This window comes from Vibrio sp. dhg (genome assembly GCF_003443775.1).
Lineage (GTDB): Bacteria > Pseudomonadota > Gammaproteobacteria > Enterobacterales > Vibrionaceae > Vibrio > Vibrio natriegens.
Genome location: NZ_CP028943.1, coordinates 1259921 through 1285309, shown reverse-complemented (window position 1 = coordinate 1285309; position 25389 = coordinate 1259921). Strand labels below are relative to the sequence as shown.

The 25389-nt window shown below is 44.9% G+C and carries 18 protein-coding genes; 7 read left to right on the top strand and 11 right to left on the bottom strand.

Features of this window, described 5'->3' with window-relative positions; all coding sequences use genetic code 11:
* Positions 1-4 precede the first annotated feature (4 nt).
* The 3 genes from DBX26_RS05965 to DBX26_RS05955 all read left to right on the top strand — a co-directional run bounded on the left by DBX26_RS05965 (position 5) and on the right by DBX26_RS05955 (position 3584).
* The gene (locus tag DBX26_RS05965; RefSeq protein WP_014231571.1) at positions 5-517 is read left to right on the top strand and encodes a hypothetical protein; all 513 of its coding nucleotides are present in this window, start codon (positions 5-7) and stop codon (positions 515-517) included.
* Between the two features lie 254 nt (positions 518-771).
* A complete protein-coding gene (panP, locus tag DBX26_RS05960) occupies positions 772-2418 on the top strand; it encodes a pyridoxal-dependent aspartate 1-decarboxylase PanP (protein WP_118118239.1) in 1647 nt (548 codons plus the stop codon).
* A 311-nt stretch (positions 2419-2729) separates the two neighbouring features.
* Positions 2730-3584, top strand: a complete 855-nt coding sequence (locus DBX26_RS05955; RefSeq protein ID WP_014231569.1) for a MurR/RpiR family transcriptional regulator — start codon at positions 2730-2732, stop codon at positions 3582-3584.
* A 61-nt stretch (positions 3585-3645) separates the two neighbouring features.
* On the opposite strand, the gene DBX26_RS05950 is transcribed toward DBX26_RS05955, so the two are convergent.
* Complete coding sequence (locus DBX26_RS05950) at positions 3646-4887, bottom strand: iron-containing alcohol dehydrogenase (protein ID WP_162889673.1); 1242 nt, start codon at positions 4885-4887, stop codon at positions 3646-3648.
* Between the two features lie 298 nt (positions 4888-5185).
* Between DBX26_RS05950 and DBX26_RS05945 the strand changes: the two genes are divergently transcribed.
* Together DBX26_RS05945 and DBX26_RS05940 are read left to right on the top strand one after the other, a co-directional pair.
* Entirely contained in the window at positions 5186-5455 is a 270-nt protein-coding gene (locus DBX26_RS05945; RefSeq protein ID WP_014231567.1) for a GrxA family glutaredoxin, read from the top strand.
* Positions 5456-5635: 180 nt separating this feature from the next.
* A complete protein-coding gene (locus DBX26_RS05940; protein WP_014231566.1) occupies positions 5636-7318 on the top strand; it encodes an aspartate:alanine antiporter in 1683 nt (560 codons plus the stop codon).
* A 102-nt stretch (positions 7319-7420) separates the two neighbouring features.
* Here DBX26_RS05940 and fabV read toward each other — a convergent pair whose 3' ends face one another.
* The 8 genes from fabV to DBX26_RS05900 form a co-directional block, all read right to left on the bottom strand.
* Positions 7421-8623, bottom strand: coding sequence for an enoyl-ACP reductase FabV (fabV, locus tag DBX26_RS05935; RefSeq protein ID WP_014231565.1), 1203 nt, complete (start codon positions 8621-8623; stop codon positions 7421-7423).
* Between the two features lie 179 nt (positions 8624-8802).
* Positions 8803-11085, bottom strand: a complete 2283-nt coding sequence (locus tag DBX26_RS05930) for an acyl-CoA dehydrogenase (RefSeq protein ID WP_014231564.1) — start codon at positions 11083-11085, stop codon at positions 8803-8805.
* A gap of 79 nt (positions 11086-11164) precedes the next feature.
* Positions 11165-11791 (bottom strand): TetR/AcrR family transcriptional regulator, encoded by a 627-nt coding sequence (locus tag DBX26_RS05925; protein ID WP_014231563.1) that lies wholly within the window; start codon positions 11789-11791, stop codon positions 11165-11167.
* Between the two features lie 541 nt (positions 11792-12332).
* A complete protein-coding gene (nhaA, locus tag DBX26_RS05920; RefSeq protein WP_014231562.1) occupies positions 12333-13484 on the bottom strand; it encodes a Na+/H+ antiporter NhaA in 1152 nt (383 codons plus the stop codon).
* A gap of 352 nt (positions 13485-13836) precedes the next feature.
* Positions 13837-14958 (bottom strand): lipocalin-like domain-containing protein, encoded by a 1122-nt coding sequence (locus tag DBX26_RS05915; RefSeq protein ID WP_118118235.1) that lies wholly within the window; start codon positions 14956-14958, stop codon positions 13837-13839.
* On the bottom strand, positions 14958-17411 hold the full coding sequence (locus DBX26_RS05910) for an ABC transporter permease (RefSeq protein ID WP_020332998.1): 2454 nt from the start codon (positions 17409-17411) through the stop codon (positions 14958-14960). The genes DBX26_RS05915 and DBX26_RS05910 overlap by 1 nt, the downstream gene beginning before the upstream one ends.
* Positions 17392-18063, bottom strand: a complete 672-nt coding sequence (locus DBX26_RS05905; RefSeq protein ID WP_014231559.1) for an ABC transporter ATP-binding protein — start codon at positions 18061-18063, stop codon at positions 17392-17394. Before DBX26_RS05905 ends, DBX26_RS05910 begins: the two co-directional genes overlap by 20 nt.
* Before the next feature lie 193 nt (positions 18064-18256).
* Complete coding sequence (locus DBX26_RS05900; protein WP_118118233.1) at positions 18257-19633, bottom strand: MATE family efflux transporter; 1377 nt, start codon at positions 19631-19633, stop codon at positions 18257-18259.
* 94 nt (positions 19634-19727) lie between these two features.
* Between DBX26_RS05900 and DBX26_RS05895 the strand changes: the two genes are divergently transcribed.
* Positions 19728-21170 carry a DUF2867 domain-containing protein gene (locus DBX26_RS05895; RefSeq protein WP_118118231.1) on the top strand — a complete coding sequence of 481 codons (1443 nt, stop codon included), beginning with the start codon at positions 19728-19730 and terminating at the stop codon, positions 21168-21170.
* Positions 21171-21208: 38 nt separating this feature from the next.
* Here DBX26_RS05895 and DBX26_RS05890 read toward each other — a convergent pair whose 3' ends face one another.
* Positions 21209-21811 (bottom strand): NapC/NirT family cytochrome c, encoded by a 603-nt coding sequence (locus tag DBX26_RS05890; RefSeq protein ID WP_041170211.1) that lies wholly within the window; start codon positions 21809-21811, stop codon positions 21209-21211.
* A 30-nt stretch (positions 21812-21841) separates the two neighbouring features.
* Positions 21842-22465: a c-type cytochrome gene (locus DBX26_RS05885; protein WP_020332995.1), complete on the bottom strand. Its 624-nt coding sequence runs from the start codon at positions 22463-22465 to the stop codon at positions 21842-21844.
* Between the two features lie 565 nt (positions 22466-23030).
* Between DBX26_RS05885 and DBX26_RS05880 the strand changes: the two genes are divergently transcribed.
* On the top strand, positions 23031-25343 hold the full coding sequence (locus DBX26_RS05880; protein ID WP_118118229.1) for an OmcA/MtrC family decaheme c-type cytochrome: 2313 nt from the start codon (positions 23031-23033) through the stop codon (positions 25341-25343).
* Positions 25344-25389: the final 46 nt, after the last annotated feature.

The following is a 25389-nucleotide window of genomic DNA, read 5'->3' as shown; positions in this document are numbered from 1 at the left end:
AAGAATGAAACGCTTTGTCGTTGCAGCGCTCCTCGCTACAAGCTCAACTTTTACATTTGCCGCAGATCAACAATGTCTGTCTAATAAATACGATGGCTATGTCGATGCTTCACTGCAATGGTATCAAGACCTTGTTGACTTGACCGTCGCTCAATACCCTGATCTCGATGAAGTAAGCCAATGGTTCTTAGATGGCCGTAAGCATCACTTCGAACTCAACCGAGAAGCTGTCCATTATTTTCTTAAAAATGATCCTAGCCGTGTAGCAACTGAGCAGCCAATCGAGGCATGGCTCAAGCTTGAGCAACACGATGTCAAACAGCTGGCAAGTCGCAGTGACAAACTGGGTGAGGCTGCACAAAAAACATTTAGTGATCGCCAATCTACCAATCACGAGAAAAACTACGATCTTCGCTCTGCTTTTGCGGATCTACTAAGCCACCCTCAGAAAATTGACTCGGCTCTTAATAGATATAATCAGTCAATCGAGAAGCTAGAAAAACAACAATGTGAATAGCGCCGATAACCAAATAACCTGAGGTTTCGGTTTACATGCTTTGAGATAGCCTTCGTGACTCGTTTCTATATTACTTACGAAGGCCCTCTTCTCACATACAAGTGCGCAGAAACCGCCTACTCTACGTTGTTGGCCTATGACTTGGTTTTCATTCCGTCAACATGGTCTTACAGAATTAAAACGGGACTTTGAACCCGTTTTGGTTTAGATTGTGCCGCTCGCATCACCCAAATTACTACAAATGATTCTTTGCTATGGTTAAGGAACAAAAAACCGCTGACGTTAGTTTTGAGAGCTTATTAAAGATCTTCACTGTCCCTGAAGGTCCGGACTCGACGTTAACAAAAATTGAAGAAGGTCTCTCACGAAACTTGAATCAATTTCTTCGTGAACACATCGTGGCAGAAGAAAAGCCTTTACGTGAAATAGAGAAAGACTTTTCTTCTGCTCAGATTCCTGAGCAACCTGAGTTTGTGTCAGACCATACCGAGCACTTGTTAGACACGTTGGTGTCGCACTCGGTTCATACGTCAGCTCCAAGCTTTATCGGTCATATGACATCGGCATTGCCTTACTTTTTAATGCCGCTGTCTAAGATTATGATTGCCTTAAACCAAAACTTGGTGAAGATAGAAACGTCGAAAGCGTTTACCCCATTAGAGCGCCAAGTATTGGGCATGCTGCACCGATTAATCTACGCTCAGCCGAATACCTTTTACGACCAATGGATGCATAGTGCCAACCATTCTCTCGGTGCGTTCTGCTCTGGCGGCACGATTGCGAACATTACTGCCCTTTGGGTTGCCCGCAATAAAGCATTGAAAGCAGACGGCGAATTTAAAGGTGTAGAGAAAGAAGGCCTATTCAAAGCCATGAAACATTACGGCTATGAAGGCTTAGCTATTATGGTTTCTGAGCGTGGTCACTACTCACTTAAAAAAGCGGCCGATGTACTAGGGTTGGGTCAGGAAGGCCTAGTCGCAGTAAAGACGGATGCAAATAACCGCATTATTGTCGATGATCTCAAAGCGAAAATCAGCGATCTCAAGAAGCAAAATATCAAGCCAATTGCGGTGATTGGTGTAGCGGGTACGACTGAAACTGGTAATGTTGATCCACTCGCTTCGATTGCTGAAGTTTGTCAGGAACACGATTGTCATTTTCATGTTGATGCCGCATGGGGTGGCGCGACATTAATGTCTAATCATCACCGATACCTGCTGAATGGCGTTGAGCTTGCAGACTCAGTGACGATTGACGCGCATAAGCAGCTTTATATCCCTATGGGTGCGGGCATGGTTCTGTTTAAAGATCCAGATGCGATGAAATCTATCGAGCACCACGCTCAGTACATCTTGCGTAAAGGTTCTAAAGATTTAGGTAGTCATACCCTGGAGGGCTCTCGTTCTGGTATGGCGATGTTAGTGTATGCAGCAATGCATATTATTAGCCGACCTGGCTATGAACTGTTGATCGATCAAAGTATCGAGAAAGCACGCTACTTCGCGGATTTGATTAAGAAACAGGACGATTTTGAACTGGTTTCTGAGCCAGAGCTATGTTTGCTCACCTACCGTTATCTACCGCCTAACATCCGTGAAGCCCTAGAAAAAGCAGACGGTACACAGAAAGAAGAATTAAATGAGTTAATCAACGAGTTAACTCAGTTTATTCAAAAGCGTCAACGTGAAACTGGTAAGTCATTTGTTTCTCGTACCACGCTTAATCCTGAGCATTGGGAACGCATGAGCACTATCGTCTTCCGGGTAGTCTTGGCAAACCCTCTGACCTCTACAGACATCTTTGATGCTGTTTTGGACGAGCAAAGACTTATTGCTCAACAAGCACCAAACTTAAACGCCAAAATCCAAGAACTGGCTTCTAAGATTTTGGCATCTTGACGATAAGTACGGGTTACATCAGCTTGAAAATTTCTTTCTTTTTGATGTAACTCACTAATCATTATTGGCTAACCTGAGTAACAAACCTGCATTTTCACATTCATTTCTGTAGTTTTCAGAAAATTTTGTTTGAGGTTTGTCAAATTCTCACTAAATAGTAACCGTATTTGGTTTAGCCGAATTAAAGATCAGGTTTATACTGAATCTATGGCGCTGGTAGCTTTCGTTAACGCTCTTCACTGCCGGGAAACTTTTGGGTTTCTATTCGTTAACAGAGCCAGCGAGTTGTTCTCTATACCCTCGTGAACACTATGAATACATTAGAAAAAATTCAAAAAAATCTGGAGAATTTCAGTAAATCTGAGCGCAAAGTTGCAGAAGTAATTATGGCGTCTCCACAAACTGCTATTCACTCGAGCATTGCCACGTTAGCTAAAATGGCCGACGTAAGTGAACCCACTGTAAACCGCTTCTGTCGTCGCCTGGATACAAAAGGCTTTCCAGATTTTAAACTTCACCTGGCACAGAGCTTGGCTAACGGTACTCCTTACGTAAACCGAAACGTAGAAGAAGATGACGGTCCTGATGCGTATACGCACAAGATCTTCGAATCTACGATGGCTTGCTTAGACGTAGCGAAAAACAGCCTAGACGCAATGCAAATTAATCGTGCTGTCGATTTGCTGACTCAGGCGAAGCGTATTTCTTTCTTTGGCTTAGGCGCATCATCTGCCGTTGCCCGAGACGCGCAAAACAAGTTTATTCGCTTCAATATTCCTATCACTTGCTTTGAAGATATCGTCATGCAGCGCATGAGCTGTATCAATTGCAGTGATAACGACGTGATTGTTCTGATTTCTCATACTGGTCGTACGAAAAGCCAGGTAGAAATTGCCAACCTTGCTCGTGAAAATGGCGCGACCGTTATTGCGATTACAGCAAAAGACTCTCCGTTAGAAAAAGCAAGCTCTTTGGCGATCACACTCGATATCCCTGAAGATACAGACGTATACATGCCAATGGCAAGCCGCGTTGTACAGATGACAGTGATCGATGTGTTGGCAACTGGCTTTACTCTTCGCCGAGGTACGGGTTTCCGTGAAAACCTCAAACGAGTGAAAGACGCCCTGAAAGACAGTCGCTACGATAAATTAACCCAATACTAATTATCGTGATAAAGGGAGCTAGTGAGCTCCCTTTTTTATTTCATACATCCATATAAACACTCTACTCGTCCACGCTTGTCAGATCTGTTCTTGATGTTTCCAATACTTCGACTGAGCCAACTCTTGGCACGCTTTCAACGTCGATATTACCCCGACAATCACAGACTTGTTTAAGAATGTAGATAAGGCGTTCTTGATTTAAAGGTAACGGGTTCCCCTTTATAGCAACAGACTTAAGCGCATCACTCGCGACCTGCTCAAACGAAGTCTGACACACACCAAACTGTCCAAGTGAAGGTAACTCTAACTTATCCAGCACCATTTTCACCCAAAGCACGCCATCATGTTCATTCGCATTAGTACGACCCGTAACAAGCTGAGCCAGCTTTCTATAGCGATTAATCACATCTGTCCTACCCGCTTTTTTCGCAGCGTCGATGTTCTCCTGCATAACATGAGGCGCTAAACGCGCGGTTATCACACTATGAGGAGCATCAAGTTTACCCCCCAGAGCGGCAGCCAGACCATGTGCCGCACCAAGTTTTGCATTCGTGATAGCCATTCCGCCTAGCAGAGCTGCAAATGATAAATCTGATCGCGCTTTATGGTCGTTGTGCTTACACCCAGCAATGACTGAGCAACTTAACCGACGTAAGCCTTCTTCGCATACCATATCTGTTAAAGGATTGGGTTCTCCACACACATAGGCTTCCATCAAATGGGTAAACGCATCCATTGCACCACGCCCTGATGTATAGGGATCGGTATCGTAAGTTAAGGTTGGATCGACAATCGCAACGTCTGCGAGCATATCCGGACTTCTCAGGCTGACTTTGACTTTATCCTGTCCAGATTTTAATACCGCATTTCGGGTCACTTCAGACCCCGTACTTGCGGTAGTTGGAATGGCGATAAAATGGAGAGGTTTTGCTTTTAACGGTACATTTCTTCCCACAACTTCAACATAGTCATAAACATCACCATGATTTGGAATAATAGCGGCTAACGCCTTCCCCATATCTAGGACGCTGCCACCGCCAATCGCGATAACCATATCCGGCTTAAACTTTCGGCCCAGAATCGCGGTCTCTTCCACCATGGTGATATTTGGCTCACCAGTAATCGCAACGTGCTGATAACGCATACCCTGCGCTTTAAGATAATTGAGAATTGGTATTGCTCTTTGCGTGTCCCGACCTGTGACTAGCAATACGCTGTAGCCGAATTGGTTGATGATGGATAACGAAGACTGCAGTGCGCCTTCACCAAAAATAATCCTTGTTGCAGTCATGAACTGAAACATACATTTCCTCCCACAAACAATCACTCCCAATAGATTGCTACGATTTGCAGTAAAAAAAGTTGACCAATTCCACCTTGCCATCAATAACCTTATAAAACATATGCTTTTATGCGTTGGTTCACATAGTCATTATGAGAGGATTTTTTGTTCGATAGGTTTCACCTATAAAACCAACAGGCAATTGCTACTTTATTTCCGTAATTGGATCGGGCATAGTTAGCCAAGTGAAAGAGAGCCACTTAACCAACGCGTTTTTGTCTGCTTTCAAAAAAGAATAGATTTAGGAGAAATTAAAATTATGTTCGTTGTTATCTTCGGTCGCCCAGCATGTCCTTACTGTGTTCGTGCAAAAGAGCATGCAGAAACGCTAAAAGCAAAACGTGATGACTTTAACTACCGTTACGTTGACATTCATGCTGAAGGCATCTCTAAAGCAGACCTTGAGAAAACAGTAGGCAAACCAGTTGCAACTGTTCCTCAAATTTTCATCGACCAAGAGCACATTGGTGGTTGTGATGAGTTTGAAGCTTACGCGAAAGAGCACCTAGGTCTATTCGACGTAGCGTAATAAAAAAGTACAATTTTTTAAAAGCCGCATCTCAGTGCGGCTTTTTTATTATTTTTCATATAGTTATTCCCCTAAGTCAACTAATGGAAAAACATAAAAAAATTCACTTATCTTTTTGCTATATTTAGTTACAATTCGCCACTCTAATCTTTCTTGGCACACACTTTACCGAGCCACACAGTGAACATAGACGTCGTATATCTTCTCGAACAAAACCCAATCCTCCTAATCTTCGTCGTATTAGCCATCGGCCTTGCCTTCGGAAAAATCCGATTTGGTAACTTACAACTAGGTAACTCCATCGGGGTTCTCATAACTTCGCTTATCATGGGCCACTTAGGCTTCTCTTTTAATGCAGAAGCGTTAACTATTGGCTTTATGCTGTTTATCTACTGCGTTGGTATTGAAGCAGGTCCTAACTTCTTTGGTATCTTTTTTAGAGACGGGAAGCACTACTTCATTCTGAGTATGACCGTACTGGTTTCAGCGGTATGTTTAACTTATGGATTAAGCCATTATTTTGGACTCGATTTTGGCCTTTCAGCAGGTATGATGGCGGGTGCATTAACGGCAACCCCTGTACTTGTGGGTGCACAAGACGCGCTTAACTCAGGGTTGGCGACGATACCACGCAATATGGACTTTGCTCTGGTATTAGAAAACTTATCTGTCGGCTACGCAATGGCTTATCTGATCGGCTTAATAAGCATGATCATGTTCGCCAAATTGCTACCAAGACTCCAGAAACAAAACCTGTCTGATTCAGCGCAACAAATTGCTCAAGAGCGTGGACTTGGTAACTCAGGGCAAAGAAAAGTCTATCTTCCGATCATTCGGGCGTATCGCGTTGGGCCAGAATTGATCGACTGGACAGATGGTAAAAACCTGCGTGAACTGGGTATTTACCGACAAACAGGTTGTTACATTGAGCGAATTCGCCGCAATGGCATTCTCGCCCACCCTGATGGTGACGCTATCCTCCAAGAAGGCGATGAGATTGCACTTGTTGGCTTCCCGGATAGCCACGCTAGATTGGATTCAAGTTTCCGTAACGGCAAAGAGGTTTTTGACCGTAACTTGCTCGATTTGCGTATTGTGGAAGAAGAAATCGTCGTAAAAAGTGACGCGATTGCCGGTAAACGCTTGTCTGACCTTAACTTGTCGGAGTTTGGTTGTTTCTTAAACCGAGTAGTTCGCGCACAGATTGAAATGCCAATGGATTTAGACATCGTGCTTGCCAAAGGTGACGTGCTTCAGGTCAGCGGCGAAAAGAGCCGAGTACACGGCCTTGCAGAAAAAATCGGTTTCATCTCAATCCACAGCCAAATGGCAGACTTATTGGCATTTTGCAGCTTCTTCATCTTAGGCATTATGTTTGGTCTGATCACGATGACATTTGGCCAGGTGTCGTTCAGTTTAGGTAACGCGGTGGGCTTGTTACTTTCGGGTATTACCTTGGGCTTCTTACGTGCCAACCACCCTACTTTTGGCTACGTACCACAAGGGGCACTGAACATGGTTAAGGACCTTGGTTTGATGTTCTTTATGGTCGGCATTGGACTCAGCGCTGGTGGGAAAATGTTTGAGCACCTGACACAAGTCGGCCCGAAAGTCATTGGTATCGCCTTTATTGTTAGTGTGGTTCCTGTGGCACTCGCTTATCTCGTCGGGGCCTATGTGCTTAAAATGAACCGAGCATTACTTTTTGGTGCCATTATTGGTGCCCGTACGTGTGCGCCAGCCATGGACGTGGTAAACGACTACGCGAAGTCGACTATTCCTGCATTGGGCTACGCTGGTACTTACGCAATAGCGAACATTTTAATGACGCTCGCGGGTACAATCCTCATCATATTGAGTTGATTTAGCAACGTTCAAACATAAAAAAGGCGCTCGATGAGCGCCTTTTTACTATATCAAAACCTTTTGCTATATCAGGAACAGGTTCGGCCTAAACAATAGCCTTTAGATTTGAATGAAATCTGCTTCTACTGCTGGGTTCACGTCTGCTTCGTAATCCACACCGTCAACACCAAAACCGAATAGCTTCAAGAACTCTTCTTTGTACTCAACGTAGTCAGTCAGCTCTTTTAGGTTTTCAGTCGTAATTTGTGGCCATAGGTCACGACAGTGTTGCTGGATGTCTTCACGAAGTTCCCAGTCGTCCAGACGAAGACGGTTCATGTCGTCCACTTCTGCCGCAGAGCCATCTTCTTTGTATAGACGCTGGCTGAACATACGGTAGATTTGTTCCATACAGCCTTCGTGTACGCCTTCTTCACGCATCTTCTTGAACACCATTGCAATGTACAACGGCATTACAGGAATTGCAGAACTTGCCTGAGTTACAACAGATTTAAGAACCGCAACGTTCGCGCTGCCACCAGTTTGTGCTAGCTTCTCGTTAAGTGCTGTTGCTGCGCGATCCAGGTCCATTTTCGCTTTACCTAGTGCGCCATCCCAGTAGATTGGCCAAGTTAGCTCAGTACCGATGTAGCTGTATGCGACTGTCTTACAACCTTCTGCAAGTACACCAGCTTCAGAAAGTGCGTTGATCCAAAGTTCCCAGTCTTCACCGCCCATTACGGTTACTGTGTCTTTGATCTCTTCTTCTGTTGCAGGCTCAACGCTCGCTTCGATGATAACGTCTTTGTTGGTATCAACCGCTGTCGAAGTGTAAGTTTCACCGATAGGCTTTAGAGATGAACGAATCAGTTCACCTGTTTCTGGCAATTTACGTACTGGAGACGCCAGTGAGTAAACCACCATATCAATCTGACCAAGGTCTTGCTTGATCAGCTCGATTGTTTTCTCTTTTGCTTCGTTTGAGAAAGCATCGCCGTTCAGGCTTTTCGCGTATAGGCCTTCTTCACGCGCCAATTTTTCGAAAGCGGCAGCGTTGTAGAAACCTGCAGTGCCTGGCTTCTTCTCTGTGCCTTCTTTTTCAAAGAACACACCGATAGTTGATGCACCGCCACCAAATGCCGCAGCGATACGAGAAGATAGACCGTAGCCACTTGATGCACCCACAACAAGAACGCGTTTTGGAGCGTTTTTAATTGGGCCTTGCGCTTTAGTGTAAGCAATTTGTTCTTTTACATTAGCTTCACAACCAACAGGGTGCGTAGTAGTACAGATAAATCCACGAATTCTAGGTTTGATGATCATATTCAACTTCCTTTAAAAAACCTTGTAAGGATAAAAGTTTCGCTTCGAGTTCGCATCTAATTTCTGTAAAAATGCTTCGAAAATGCAAGTGGTTGGAGCACTAGACTGCTAATTTTTAAACGAGCGAAACAAAAAAGCACCTCCGAGAGGTGCTTTTTATCAATATCTTTATTCGCTTGTTAAGCGGCTGAGTTCAGATGTGACTTTTTTGGCGCATCGGTACGAAGTTCCGAAAAGTCATGGCTGAAATGGTCGACTTGAATCGCCTTGTAGCGTAATTTGTCTGCCGCTTTAATCTTATCAACTTCTTCCTGAGTTAAAACGTCAGCGTCGAGAGCTTGTTGTAAACGATCATTCAGCAGACCTTTACGAGCAACCTTACCATCTTTAACGCCCTTGATAAGCTTACGCTCTAAAGGTTTGATATCGTACATCGCAAGGAAAGCTTTCTCCATCAAACCAATATTGTCATCTTCTGCTTTACCTACGTAGCATAGATGCGTCAAGCGATCACGCTGTGCACCAGGCGTCATCATCGCCTCTGCAATACGCATGCTCAGCTCATCGCTAGGCTTGTTGAAGTGGTTGCCCAGTGGGAATAGCAGCCCCTTAAGTACACCACCAACATATTTCACTGGGAAGTTAGTATAAGCTTCGTTTAGTGACTTAGCCGCATTGTACAAACAGTGCTGAACTGCGTAGTGAACGAAGTCTAGATCGCCTTGCTGACGGCCTTCATCTTCGTATTTCTTAAGTGCTGCTGATGCCATGTACAAGAAGCTTAAGCCATCACCTAAACGTGCAGAGATCATCTCTTTACGCTTCAGATCGCCACCTAGTGTCAACATAGCGAAGTCTGCACTTACAGCAAGATCTCGGCTTAGACGCGTGATGTCTTTGTAGTACTTCTTAGTTGGACCGCTCATTTCCGCTTTGATAAAGCGAGAACCTGTTAGTGCGGCACCCAATGCGCCAAATGTGTTGCCTGTCGCATGCTTAATGTGTTTGAACAGCAGATCATCAAACTCTTTCGCACCTTGCTCTGCATCTGGGTTTGCTGCTGCTTCCATCTCTTTTAGTACGTATGGATGACAACGAGTCGCACCTTGGCCAAAGATCATTAGGTTACGTGTCAGAATGTTTGCACCTTCTACGGTAATCGCAACTGGAATACCCACGTAATGCTTCGCAAGGTAGTTCATCGGGCCATCTTGGATTGCGCGACCAGCGTGAATATCGAACGAGTCATTAAGAAGCGTACGTGCTATCTCGGTCATATGATATTTAGCAATAGCAGTGACGATACCCGGCTTTTCTTTCATGTCTAGCGAAGTAGTTGTCAGTGTGCGCGTCGCTTCAAGAAGGTAAGTTAAACCACCAATGCGACCCATTGCTTCTGCCACACCCTCAAATTTACCGATAGACATACCAAACTGTTTACGAACGTATGCATAAGCACCCGTTGTTCTGGTTGTTAGATGTCCGATAGCGGCACCAAGCGCTGGCAGTGAAATACCGCGACCAGCCGACAAACATTCAACCAGCATACGCCAGCCTTTACCTGCGTAATCCGCGCCACCAATTAACCAATCCATTGGAATAAAGACATCTTCACCACGGGTTGGACCATTCATGAATGCAGAACCAAGTGGATCGTGACGCTCACCGATTTCAACACCTTCGTGATCGGCAGGAATCAGTGCACATGTGATACCCACATCTTTCTTGTCACCAAGTAGGCCGTCAGGATCCTGAAGTTTAAATGCGAGACCTAAAACCGTCGCTACAGGTGCTAGTGTAATGTAGCGCTTGTTCCAGCTCAGGCGAATACCCAGCACTTCTTCACCGTTATGCTTACCGTAACAAACAACGCCTTGATCTGGGATACCGCCCGCATCAGAACCTGCTTCCGGGCCTGTAAGCGCGAAACATGGAATATCAGTACCGTCAGCAAGACGAGGCAACCAGTAATCTTTTTGCTCTTGTGTACCATAGTGAGAAAGAAGCTCACCTGGACCCAATGAGTTTGGAACCATTACCGATACAGCCGCACTGATGCTTCGAGTCGCAATGCTCGAAACAATCGTAGAGTTAGCATGTGAAGAAAACTCGCGACCGCCATATTCTTTAGAGATAATCAGAGAGAAGAAACGCTCTTTACGTAAGAATTCCCACACTTCTGGAGATAAGTCTCGGTCTTCTTTTACGATCTTTTGATCGTCAAGCATGTCGAGTAGCGTTACGAGCTCATTGTCCATAAAGGACTGCTCTTCTGCTGTTAACTTCGGAGTTGGGTATTGGTGCAGCGTTTTAAAGTTTGGTTTGCCGGAAAATAGCTCTGCATCCCACCAAACACTACCTGCTTCCATTGCTTCTTTTTCAGTGCTGGACAACGGAGGTAGTACTTTTTTAAACATTTTAAATGCTGGGTCACTAATCCATTTTCTTCGTAGAGAGCTCATTGTTCAGATCCTTTTGTTCACGTCACCTTACGGCATAATTTATTATTGGTTTAACTAACAGCTTACTTGTTCGAGTCATTTACTTCGCTGACATTCCTGCTGACAAGTAAGGAATTAACAAATCGACTACAGACTTAATATCGACTTCTTGATCGAATTTACTTTCTGAAAGCTCTAGTAGCGCTTGACTAGATGCCATCGTGAAAACGCACGTTCCGAGCGTGAAATGTAATCGCCAGAATAGTAGCTCTTCCGTTAGCTCTGGGTTCGCTTTCATGATAGAGGTAGTAAATAACTTCAATACTTCGTCGTAACGAGTGGTGATGAACCAACGTAAATGTCCCTGCACATCCGTATAACCGCGGCCCAGCAATAGCATAAACAACGCTGTACCATTTGGTCTTACTTCATTAAGTGTAGCTAGAGGCAATCTCAGCGATTCAAACACTTCTTCCATCGTGTAATTATCGCGCGTGTTCAGTTCGACTAGAGAGGTCTTGATACTCGGCATCAGTGCTTCTAGGTATCGGTCTAAAACCGCCCTAACCAGCGTCTTTTTATCACCAAAATGGTAATTGACTGATGCAAGGTTTACATTCGCTCTGCCAGTAATGGTTCTCAGTGATGTATCATTGAACCCATACTCTGCAAACAACCCTTCTGCGACATTGAGTATTTTTTCTTTTGTTGAAGTTCTTGGGGCCATTTTAATCACTCGTATTAAACAACTGTTTAAAATATACCGCGAACAGAGAGATTAACAAACGATTAACATCACATTTTCAAAACTTATTCTTTCAATAAAAATGTTCAACGTTTAACCAAGATAAATTTTAAACATCGTAATTTTAGTGCGGTTAAAATCCGCATGGTTGAACTCAAGCAGCTCCTTGGATTACTGGCGATAAACTTATGGTGATATTACCCGCAGATACAATGACTTAAATTGACACATCAAAAAACGGCATGTTTTAGGAAAATATTTTCCAAAAAAATGGAACTGTTTGAGGAAAGCTCGGTCTGAATATATGTAACAACTAGGGCATTTTAAGTTTCACTGGCCGTCAAACTTTTCCATCTGATTGTTACGTTGCTGCTTTTTTCTTATTAACTCCTATGTTTGTATCCGCCCAGTCAAATTTTCGACTGGGCTTTTTTTCGTCTGGAACATTTTTCTTAGCTCTACCTACAAGATGACAGGCATAAAAAAGCCTCCCTTTTGGGAGGCTTTTCATTGGTTTAAGTTTTTACGCTTGTGCCTTTTTTGGTAAAGACAGGTGAAGCAACACGTAACCGATTATCGCTGCAGTTGTTGACCCCATCAAAATACCTAGTCGTGCGTAAGTATCGAACTCCGGACTCACATTGCCGAATGCAAGTGACGAGATAAAGATAGACATCGTAAAACCAATACCACAAAGCACAGACACCGCGAAAATATGTTTGAAGCCAATACCTTCTGGCAGCTTCGCCACACCTAGCTTCACTGCCGCCCAGCTGAAGGTGAAAATACCCAGAGGCTTACCAACCAACAAACCAAGCGCGATACCTAATGGCAACATTGAAGTTAAGCCAGATAAAGATACGCCTTCTAACGAAATACCAGCGTTTGCAAACGCAAACAGCGGAAGAATACCAAACGCCACGTAAGGGTGAAGAGCATGCTCCATGTGTTTCAGCGGTGAATGCTCGCCCGGCTTACCTTGAAGCGGGATAGCAAAACCGATTACCACACCAGCAAGCGTCGCGTGAACACCCGATTTAAGAACGGCAAACCAAAGGATGGCGCCCACAATCATATATGGTGTTAGTTTGGTCACCTTCTTAGCGTTCAACAAGAACAGTAAACCAGTCATGGCAAAACCAACTAGCAAAGCCATTGTCGATAGATCGCCCGTGTAGAACAGCGCGATGATAACCACAACACCTAAGTCATCAATGATAGCCAGAGCCAGCAGGAATACTTTCAGGCTTACCGGGACACGTTTACCCAGAAGCGCCATGATACCCAATGCAAATGCGATATCTGTTGCCGCTGGGATTGCCCAGCCAGAAACCGCTTCAGCGTCACTCGCATTAAATGCGACATAAATAAGAGCGGGTGCCAACATACCACCTACCGCTGCAATCGCAGGGAAGATCGCTGTTTCTTTTGATTTCAGTGCACCTTCAAGTAACTCTCGCTTAACCTCAAGACCAATTAATAGGAAAAACACCGCCATTAGGCCGTCATTGATCCAGTGAGATACGGACATACCTAAAACATAAGTATGCAGAAAAGATTGATAAGTTTCGCCCAGAGGTGTGTTTGCAATGGTCATCGCGATCGCCGCTGCAATCACGAGAAGAATGCCTCCTGCGGATTCCATTTTGAAAAAGTCACGAATAGCATCGTTCATACATTAACCCTTATATTTATTATCTTCATAAACGATCGACAAAGAATGATCTGAGTTTATAGCTGTAAGAAACTTTAGAATAATCGCTTGTTCAGAGTATAAACTTCGTTATTTCCGATGTTTGATTTGCAACATATCGTATTTTCCAACAATAACTTTGTAGTCGTTACGACCAATTGCATATCGCTTCTTTGCTATTTATTAATCAGTATTACTCATAATTCAGCATAACATGATTAAAATACTTATGATAAACACTGAGAATTATCCTATCTCTATCAAGCTACAGGAACAAAAAAGCCACCTCAAGGGTGGCTATATAAATAAAAACCGAATGGTAGTTAGCAAACAACTAGTAGCCAGTTAATTGCATAAATCCCCAAGCCTCGTTAGAGCCCGATGCTAACGTAGGACCTTCCCAATATGGGATAACAAAAGGGAGCCACATATTGGTGTTAACGACACGTGTCGTCAGGTCAATGTCGTATTCTGGCACATTGATAACCCATTGTAATGGCAGCCGTTTTCCGTTAGACAAGCTAGTTACTTGTACCGGTTGAATCGTGATATCTTTCTCTGACAGATTGATCACTTTACCTGAACGTGTTGATAAGGTGCCGAATATATGAGGCATTTGACCGTGATGACGATACCTGCTGACCGTCAGCGCTCTGCCATCATCTAAGTTGAATGTGAACCAGTCCCAACCTTGTTGCCCTTCTCCGATCAGACCACTGCCCCACTCTTTTTGAGTCCAGGCCGTGCCAGATACTGGGATCCGTTGACCATCAATATTCAAACTGCCTTTCACATTAAGAAAAGGGGCACTAAAGCTAAACGAGGCAACCGACTGCAAAGCATGCTTGACCTGAAAGCCTCTGTCGCCATTGACGACAAACGGGCCGTTCGTCTGTGTGTTAAGATCAACGCTGAATTCATCCGTCGCAACAATAAGTTTGCCAGGGAAAGGCGTTGTGCCAAGAGAGCGCCAGTTCCAATTGTCAATCCATAAGCTAAATGGATGATTCTGCATCCCAGCCTGACCTATGCCACCTCGCGCAACACGTTGCTCTTTCCACACCTGAGAACCATGGCTAATGACGATGTGTGAGATATATAGCTGAGGATTTTGCCAGCCTCTGGTTTCACGTTCATCTGTCGCTACTCTAAAGTAACTCCACTGAACGTTATAAACCTCGCCGTTCTTATCTTGTAGCTTAGCGAAGTAATTCCACCATTCGTGCTGGTATTTGGGATGGAACTTAAAATCGGCTGGCAGTGAAACATGTTCATCAGGCAAAACTGGCTCAAAGATAGTGTTATTCTCTCTGGTCAGTATCGAGTTAATATCACTCTCCTGAGTAACCGTGTCTTCTGACCAAAACGGCAAGTATAGAGAGCCTAGCAGTACAACCACTGCCGCAATAGACAATACTGCTGCTAAGAAGCGCTTTTTGGAGTTCTTTTTTACCACTACAACGCATCCCTCAATGACTTCATTGGTGTACTTTTGATCATTCTAATAACAGGCAAGGCACCTGCCGCCATGATAGCCAGCATTGCCCAAGCGATCGTCTTGGCATATTCCCAAGGGATCGTCTGTAACTCCAGTGACCAGCCAAAAGATTGTCTGATAATAATGTCCACAATCACATGAGCCAGTGCTAAGCCCAGAGGCACTGCGATCAGCGCCGATATCGCCCCAAACGCGAACAGCTGTAAGCCACCGAGTAAAACAAGCTCTTTACCGGAAACGCCCATACAACGAAGTAGTGAGAAGTGTCTCTGCCGAGAGAGTTCACCTGCCAGAGTCGCAAAGAACAAGCCGAAAACAGCGATGATAAGCGTAATGTTGCCCAGCGTACCCGCGATAGCAAACGTATGATCAAAAACACGCATTGCTTGGTTATAAATATTACTATCATCAAAAATGCGATCCTGAGATAAGCGGAACACATTTTCTAATCGGTTTTTCAGTCCTTCACCATTGACGTTATCTTCAAGAACGACGCCAAGCCCCACGTTCCCCGTTCCTGCAAAAGCATACAGCCAACTTCGGTGAGACATCATTACTTGGTTATAGGGGTTACCATAGTCATAATAAACACCCGCAACTTGCCACCCGTCACCAAGCGGAGCATGAAGATCAATCACATCACCAGGTCGAATGTCGAGCTTTAACGCCATCGACTCACTAACCATGATACTTTTGCCATGGTGTAACTGATACCAGTAGCTAGGCACACCCAGCTTAACCGTTAGAGAATCGAGTTCCCCTTCAGAAGCACCTGTGCTCACAACCTGCAGAACGCCCTTATCCGTAGGTAGATCTTTTTCCCAACGCCACCACACAGACTTCACTTCAGGCTGCTGCTGTAACCAACCACTCATGCGTGCCGCATTATTGTTATTCGGGTAAATATAAATGTCCGCTGCCAAGCGTTGGTTAAGCCATTTGTCGGTGGTGTCTCTAAAACTACCGACCATGGTTTCAACGCCAATGTTTGCAGCAAGTGCAAGCATGAATGCCATGCTCGCGACTCCGCGGTAACTCATACTAGCCGCAGCATCTGCGAAGAACCACCGGACTCGCACCCAGCGCAGTGAGTACGAAAAACTCTGAAATAGATGCCACATGATAAATGGCATAACGAGGGCAACACTTAACATCATCAGCGCGACAATAGTGAAGCCAATCTCCTGTGTTTTTGGTGCTTGATACACGGCGACCGCAGCAACACAAAAAGCACATGCAGCCAACGCTTGCCAAGAGAACTCTCGACCAGCAAAACGCATCAAAGAAAGACGAGACGATAAGCGAATTGGTTGTGATTTAAGTAGACGTATTAACGGCCATAAACACGAAATTAGCGCCCCCATCGCTGACATGATTAAGCTGTATATGCTTGACTTCCATGACCAACCGATAGACAAACCGACGTTAGCGTCATACAAATCACTTAAACTTGTCGACACCGTTGGGATAAGCTCATTTGCGAGTATTACCCCCAAAAAGTTGCCACATGCCCAAGCGACCGTCACAAGAATAGACAGTTCAAGTAATAAAGCTTGCGCAAGTTGAGTTCCGCTTACACCCGCTTGGCGTAATATCCCTACTAAGCGTTGTCGCTGAATCAGAGACAAAGACATGGCTTGATAAAAGATAAACAGTCCGACTAAAAACGACAGCATTCCCATTGCCGTTAAGTTCATATGAAACGCTTTAGTCAAAGACTCTAATTCGTTGCGCGTGTTATGAGTCAGCGTCATGCCATTGGGTAGCATTTTTTTCAGTGCCGATAGCTTTTCTTCTGACATTTCACCACACAAAATCGAAGACAAGCCCGAGCTGCGTTTCAACATGCGTAGTAAAGAAATATCAGTAATCAGCCTAGTACCGGAAAGCAGACTATTCTGGTCGACTTGAAGCGGGCCCAGACGGCTGCCATCGTTCATCTCAATAAAGTCACCATCTTGCCATTCCATGTAAGAAGCCAAGTCTTGACTGATCAGAATTGGATAAGGAGGCTTCATTATGGACAGAATCGGCATTTCCCCTAATGACTTTCCTTGCTGAAGAGGAATCATCGCGACAGGATCAATACCGACCAACATCAGATTCATGTCTGACTTGGCGTCTAAATGGATCACATCAAACGGGGCACATTGATTGAAGCCTGCGCGGCGCAGCTGGATATAAAAACCCTGAGGAACTTTATTAGCGGAGTGCTTGGTACTAATTCGGTAAGGCAACGGATTAGAGAAAAGCCTCTCTCCCGTTGTATAGCTCTGTTTGGCATGCTGGTTAATCGAAGTAACACCAACCAGAAGAGATACGCCTAAAGTTAAACCTAACCAGACGAGAATAATTTGCAGTGGGTAACGACGGTAATGACCGAGTAGTGCCTTAACTACGGGCCATAACATGCAGTTGTCCCCCTTGCAGTCGGATTTTACCTTCCATATGGTCAGCGACCTTCTCACTGTGAGTCACCAACAACAATGTACAATTCAGTTGGCGCGCAAGCGTGGTTAATAAACGCATCACCGCTTCGGCATTTCGTTCATCCAAACTTCCGGTTGGCTCATCGGCCAAGAGAATTTGCGGTTCCATGTAAAGAGCTCGTGCAATCGCAGCGCGTTGTTGCTGGCCACCAGAGACTTCTTCAGGGTAACGGCCAAGAAGCGGCATCAAATCAAGTGCGGAGAGAATCTGACGCCACAAACCTTGATCTTCCGGCAAGCCTTTTAGTTGGCGGCAAAAACGAATGTTATCCGCAATATTTAGCGTCGGAAGGAGGTTAAATTGCTGGAAAATATTGCCGATGTTATTTCTGCGATAGAGTGTTCTCAAATGCTCCGGAGCATCATGCATAGAAAAACCGACAAACTGAATTTCTCCGGAATCCACCGTATCCAGACCAGCAATCAAATTAAGTAAGGTACTTTTGCCTGAACCACTCTCACCCATCAGAGCGACTTGCTCACCGCGTTGTAATGTTAATTCTGCCCCTTGTAAAACTGGGTGAAACTCTCCCCCATCTACATAGCCTTTACATAGGTCTGACAGTCTTAACATTAATATAGCCGCTCAACAGGTATTTAAAATTGGGATAAGAATCTACACTAAAATCGGACCAGTAGGAAGTATTTTGAATACTAGATCACATTATCAAACCGCAAATGCAACTCGATTCACCTTCTCAAACTATTTTTGTTGAAATTAAAAGCAAATTCCTATCACTAATAATCGATTTTCTCCATTTGTATGGTTAGCTACCGATTAGGTTTTTCATCCACTTTTTACTTCTCACACGAGGTAAGGAAATCGCCCACTTAACCACTTCCTCGGTCAAAAAGAGTAAATACACCCATTGCGGTTCCCAACCAAGGTAAATAGCAGCAAAGGCAGCAAGAGGGATACCAATAACCCACTGTGCTACTAAGTCCTGATACAGGCAGAATTTAACATCACCGCCCGCGCGAAGAACACCGACAATGACCATCATAGGAATGGAACGCAGTATCACACCAATCGCCAGAATCAGCATAAATTGCTCTGATAACTGACGCGTTTCTGGCGTCAAAGCGCTGAACGCATTCAGTATCCACTGGTTTGAAACCAACAGTAATAAGGCAACCACCACGGCAATGATCAGATTCAAAATAAGTGTTGCCCAAGCTTGGTAGTAAACAGGTTCAAAATTCTTTGCGCCTAACTGATTGCCCACCAAAACGGCAGCAGCATTCGACAAACCGATCATCATTGCCAACGCTATGGATTCAACGGGGGTCATGACTGAGAGAGCCGCCAAGCCCTGGACGCCCGCTTGTCCCATAATCGCATGATAAACAAATAGTCCACCAGCCCATGCCAGAAAGTTAAATGTCGTAGGTAATGACAAACTAAGAAAGCGCGTAATTTTTTCAAATACTAATCCCGCTCGGATGTCATTCCATCCAAACGCAAGAATATGTTTCTTCGCCCATAAATACCCGAATAGACAGCCCACTTCGATGGCACCGCTGATAACAGTCGCGATTGCAGCCCCGGTAATACCAAATGCAGGAAAACCCAAGTGACCGAAAATCAACACCCAGTTCAGGAACACGTTCGAGACGATTCCAATACCACTAAAGAATGTGCTTAAGCCCGGTTGATGCATCGCTCGCAAACCAACGGCCATACTGGCAACACAGGCAACAGCAAACATACTGGCTGAAGACGCCACCAAATAGTTTGCACCCAGTTCAATAACCTGCTGTGAGTCAGTGGTTAAACTCATGATTGGATCAGGAAAGACCACAAACAGGAAAACGGCCATCGCAGCATACACCATTGATATCACCCAGGTTAGAGATGTACTCTCCCTTACGCCCGCTTTGTCCCCGGCCCCCCAATATTGAGCGGTTAACAAAGCTCCACCAGTCGTGACACCCACTAACATAATTGTCGTGACAAACGTAGCTCGAGCGGCCACCCCAACGGCGGCAATTTCAGCCTCACCAAGCTGGCCGAGCATTAATACATCGACCAGGCTGCGGCTGGAAAACATAATGCTTTGAAGAGTGATTGGAAGCGCTATCGCGAACAAACGACGTAAAAATGCCTTATCGGCGTGAATTAAAAGCTGAGAAAAAAAAGACACGAGCACTCCAACGACAACTTATTGAAAGAAATGGAAAAGTGTCTCATGATTATACCTAGTGGTGATAATTCCACCAACAAAAAAAGGACAAAGAATGAAAAAGGTGTTGGTACTTGGCGCGTCTGGATACATAGGCTCTCAACTTCTCCCTCTTTTACTAGATAAAGGTTACAGCGTCACAGCGGCGGCGCGACATATTGATTATTTAGAATCAAGATCGCGCCCTCATCCAAACCTGACGCTGAAATACCTGGATTTAGCCGACGCTGAGGCAACATTATCTATTGTGAATGACTTTGATTTGGTCTTTTTTTTGGTGCACGGAATGGCTCAGGGAGATGACTTTGTCGAATACGAGCTCAACCTTGCACTGAATTTTAAGTTCGCCTTAGAAAAAAGTCGCGTTAAACACGTTATTTATCTCAGTGCAATTCAGCCCCAAACGGGAAATTCGCGCCATTTAGCCGCGCGAAAAGCAACCGGAAAAATCATTCGCCAGTCCGGAGTTCCGGTCACAGAATTGCGCGCTGGTGTGATTATCGGCCCGGGTTCTGCGGCTTTTGAAATAATGCGTGACTTCGTTTACAACCTGCCTGTTTTAGTCACACCAAAATGGGTGGACTCTAAAGCCAACCCGATAGCTCTGCCTAATCTGAATCATTACTTACTCTCCCTTGCAGCAGAACCACCACCGGAGGAAAGTAAGATCTACGAAGTGGGAGGGCCAGATACATTAAGCTACCGAGAGCAATTTCGCGTTATATGCCATGTAACGAATAAGCCATACAGGTTGTGGTCTACCCCACTGCTTACCCCTAAAATGGCGTCGCACTGGCTCGGGCTCATTACTTCCGTTCCATCAAGTATTGGCAAGGCACTACTCGCCGGATTAGAACACGATTACATCGCGGATTCGGTCGCGATTGAGACTCGGTTTCCACAAGAAATGATCAGTTATGAACAATCGGTAAAAGAGGCAATTGCACACGAGGGAACGTTTGTACGTAGCAATGTTTGGGGATTTGAGCCAGCGGCACTAAAACGCTGGCAACCAGGATATGGCTACTTTCCTAAGCAAGCAGGAGCCAGCATAAAAACCAAAGCATCTGCTGAGGCGTTGTGGAAAGTTGCGCAGAAAATTGGTAGCCGAGAGAAAGGATACTACTTTGCAAATATTCTTTGGCGAACCCGTGAATGGCTGGATATCTTTTTTGGTGGCGGGAAACCCGTTCGAGTCTCCCCTCCCGGCCCCGAACTCAAAGTGGGCGACTTCATTGACTCTTGGAAAGTCATCCGGTGTGAAGAAAACCAATTCTTATCTCTGTTTTTTGGCATGAAAGGTCCCGGGCTCGGGCGCTTGGAAATCAGTATTAAAGATGAAGGAGATGTGCGAGAGCTGGACATAACAGCGTGGTGGCATCCACAAGGTTTTCTGGGGCTGCTTTACTGGTTTGCCATGATGCCAGCCCACCTGTTCATATTTAATGGCATGGTTAAAGCTATGGCTAACCAAGCGGAAGAAAACTCAGCCCACTAGGCAGCCATACTTTATACTTATCAGAGCTTTAAGAAGAATCAATTAACCATAGCGGTGGTTTCAACCATTTCTTCTTCGACTTCTTCTGGCTCATCCTCTGGTAACTTGTGCGCTATACCAGCATGACAATCGATACACGATTGATCTCGTGATTCCATCATTTGGTGTCGACGAGCCGTCGTACGACCTTGCGCTTCGAAGTCCATGCGATCAACCTGGTGACAGTATTTACATTGCTTGGACTTATTGGCGACAAACTCCTCCGTTACGATTGCCGCAAGCCTTGGCCGGTGTTCTGACTCAAAGTTTTCCAGCGTAATATCGCCTTTCAATTTATGGAAGATATCCGCTGTCGCGGTGATTTTAACGATCATTTTGGGAATAAACTCTCTCGGAACATGACAGTCACTGCATGTCGCGGCAATCACACCTTTTGAGTTGTTGTAATGTATTGACGCTTGATATTCCTCCACGATCGTATCCATCCCAATGTGGCATCCGAAACAGAAGTCGTTGGTGTTGGAATAATTCATAACACCATGGTAAGCACCAAGCGCACCCACGCCTAAGATAAACGCGACTACACCACCAAGCGGGATGCCGAGCATCCATTTTTTATTAGGTCGACTCCACCATCCCATATAGTTTGCTCCACCTTGCCAGTGATTGATTTATTGGAAACTCGCGTAATATTCAGACAGTGCAACCAAATCGTCTTCACTTAACCCTTTAACAGCGCTATCCATTTTCTTATCTACAGAACGTGCACCGCTATGGAACTGCTTGAGCGTGGTTAGCAAGTAGCCTTTTTGCTGGCCGGCTAGAATCGAGGTTTCATCCATCGGATCGCTGCCTCCATCCACATGACAGCTGTCGCAATTTTTCTCGTGAATCATTTTCCCTTTATCAGCCAGTGACTGATCGAAGTCTTGTTTCGCACGAACAAACGCAAGCTGTGAATAGTGTGCAGCTAACTCTTCCACTTCTTCTTCGGAAAGCGATTTCACAATAGTCGCCATGTCACCACTTTTGCTCGTATCACCATAAACATGCTTAACGGTATCAGCAGGTCTACCTTCTGCGTACTGCAACATTTGGTCAGTGAAATTAAATTCAGGTAAGCCCGCAATAGAAGGAATATTGGTATTTGTCGATACCCCACCCGGTCCATGGCATGCCTCACATTCCAAACGCTCGATTAATTCTGGAGCGGATGCTTGCACTGACGAAACCAGAAGAAAGTTGGCTGTAATCAACGTCAACGCTTGAGTTATTTTTGTCAAAGAAGAACACATAGGCTGCGATTCCTAAACTTAAATATTATTGAAAGACAGTGAGAACTAGGCGGCTGTATCTCAAATCTACTAGAAAGAAAATGGAATAAACATGACGACTCTCAAGTCAGATCACTGCTAAACCAACGCTTTCTTATAAGCAATTCCAATATCAACCTGTCCAAAACAACATCTCATTTACATACACAATACATATTAGACCACGCTCTTATAATTTGCTGACATTAGAAAGGCAAATTATAACCTTATTTTTTATAAGTCATTGTTATGCATAATAAAACAACAAAACCCATAACATTCAACACTTTGAGCAACATCACAACACTCAAAAAATCTCTTTAGCGAGCTATGAAGCACGGTTTTATGTCTATACTCAAAACAGTCGGTGGTAGAGTGGAATGTAAATTTTGACCCGTCGTTGTTCACTCTCTCCAAAAGATAACTAACAAGAATAAAGCAAACTACTTTATATGGGCTCTTTATACTCAGAGCAGAAAATTCAATAAGTTGTATCTAAATTAGTCCCACTTTTATTTAAATCTATTAGGTGAAAGCGAGAGGGAAAATGAACAATATAAAACTACTTTTCATCACAACCCTTGCCATGTTAATGGCCGCATGTGGTCCAGGCGGTAAAAATGATCAAAATACCCCTCCGCCAGATGTCAGTTCATTCAGCGTCGAAATCGAAACGCCGATGCTTATGCCCTCCGACAGTGGTACTGAAACAAAGTTGGTGGTTGACTTTAACGTTCTGGACGGCGCGGGGCGTGACTACACGTTCGACACCGATAAAGACTTTAGAATCGCGGTGTTGAAAGCAATGCCGGCACGCAGTGACGTTGAAGATACCAGTGACCCCGCTTACGACTTTAATGGGCGTAACGGCAATACCTTCTGGAAAAGTTTCCATCACTCCAGTGATGCTTCAAATAACAGAGCATCAATGGAGAGTGTTTGGGATGGCGATTTAGAGAAAACAGACGACGGCTATCGTTACACCTTTGCAATTACAGACATTTTGAAAGTCGCCGATCCGTATCCTGCCGATTCCGCTGATAATGACGGGTACATTAGCTGGGATGAAAATAAGTTGCACCGAATCGTGTTCGCTTATGGCGACCAAGAAGTCGGTTTTACCCATGTTTATGAGTGGGTACCAGGTACCAGTTCAGACAGCACTGTAACGAGAAATGTCATTGAAGACGGAACCTGTGCGAATTGTCATATGAACGAACCGCTTCATCATGGCCCGGGTTATCGTTCAATCGACAACAACATCGCCGTTTGTACGTCTTGTCACAACGACAGTAACCCAGGTGCGGCACCCGCTCGACGACCACTTGCGGCCGTTGTACACCAATATCACGGCAACGTATTTAAACTTGGCAGTGACAGAAATGACCTTACGACGTACAAGCAGCCTGTTGATGACAGTGAACAGTTAGTCACTGACATAGACGGTCTTGTCGTTGAGGGCAGCCCATTCCCACAAGATGCGCGCAACTGTACGACTTGTCACTCGAGTGACACAGCAAAAGCATCGGATGCAAACAACTGGTTTGAACACCCAACCCAAGTTGCCTGTGAAACCTGTCACTTGTTCCGTGATCGCGGAGCTCATGCAAATCAAGTTGGTACTGCATGGATTCGAGACGGTTCCCCTCAAAATACTTGTACCGGATGTCATCGCCCTTATGAGCGTGACGAAAATGGCGACCCAATCATTGGCGAAGACGCAAGCAGAAGCGCTAAAACGGTTCACATGATGCGTTTAGCTAACCTATCAACCGCCAGAGACACGTTAGACGTCTCGATTGAACAAGCGCGTTTCATTGATGATAGCTTCGAAGTTCAAGTACGTATCATGAAAGACGGTGTGGGTATAAGCTCGATGGCTGACATTAGGCCTTATATCAATAATGACGATCACTTCTACCTTCTTCTTAACTGGGATAACGGTGAAGGACCTCTATTGTCATATTTAAGTCCGTTAACTTTCTCGTCACCATCGCCGCTCCCAACCGTTGATCTGAACATGTATGGAGACGGTGCGGTTGGCGATGGCTGTGTTGCAGAAGGTGATGGTATGTTCACCTGTCACAAAGACCTCAGTGCTTCTGATATCAAACCAAGCAGCACTTCGAAACTGACTGTCAACATTGCAGATGTACCTCTATGTGCTGACAGAAGAGAAGGCGTGCTAAGTGAGTGTGTCAACTTTACCGGTATTGATCTAATCAAGAGCCCGTTCATGATTGCAGCAAATAACACCTCATCAGCCTTCGGCATTGGTGGTGTGGAAATTCCTCATAGTCTTCCAATGGGCGCGGATATTGAGAGCTGTAACGGTTGTCATAAAGAGCTGACAATCCACGCTGACTCCCATGCGGCGACTGATTTCCAGCAATGTAAAAATTGCCATAACTCAGAACGTCCATCTTTTTACACAGGCATACCAGCAGATCTGAAATACCACGTGCACTCGTATCATGCGTTTGGGTCTCATCGTAATGGTGAGGCGGTATTCCCAGGAGCAATTAACAACTGTGAATCTTGCCATACATCGTCTCAATTTAACCTGCCAAGTCAGGAAAATACACGCCCATCATTGGCGATGAATACAGCAGGAGAAACAAAATACTTCAGCCCGGCTCTAGTGGCCTGTGGTGCATGTCACCTTGAATCAGCGCTCGCGGACGCAGATCCAGAAACTGTAGCTGGTGATGCAATACTGAGCCATATGATAAATAACGGCGCAGTATTTGGTGCTGACACAGCCGCAGAAGCGATGGGTTCTGAGCAATGTTCGACATGTCACGCTATCGGGCAGTCTCAGGGCGTAGATAAGGTTCACAAGGTATATGACTACCGTTGAAAACGTCATTGATCATAAGTAATTAACGATTAAGGATGAAAAAGGA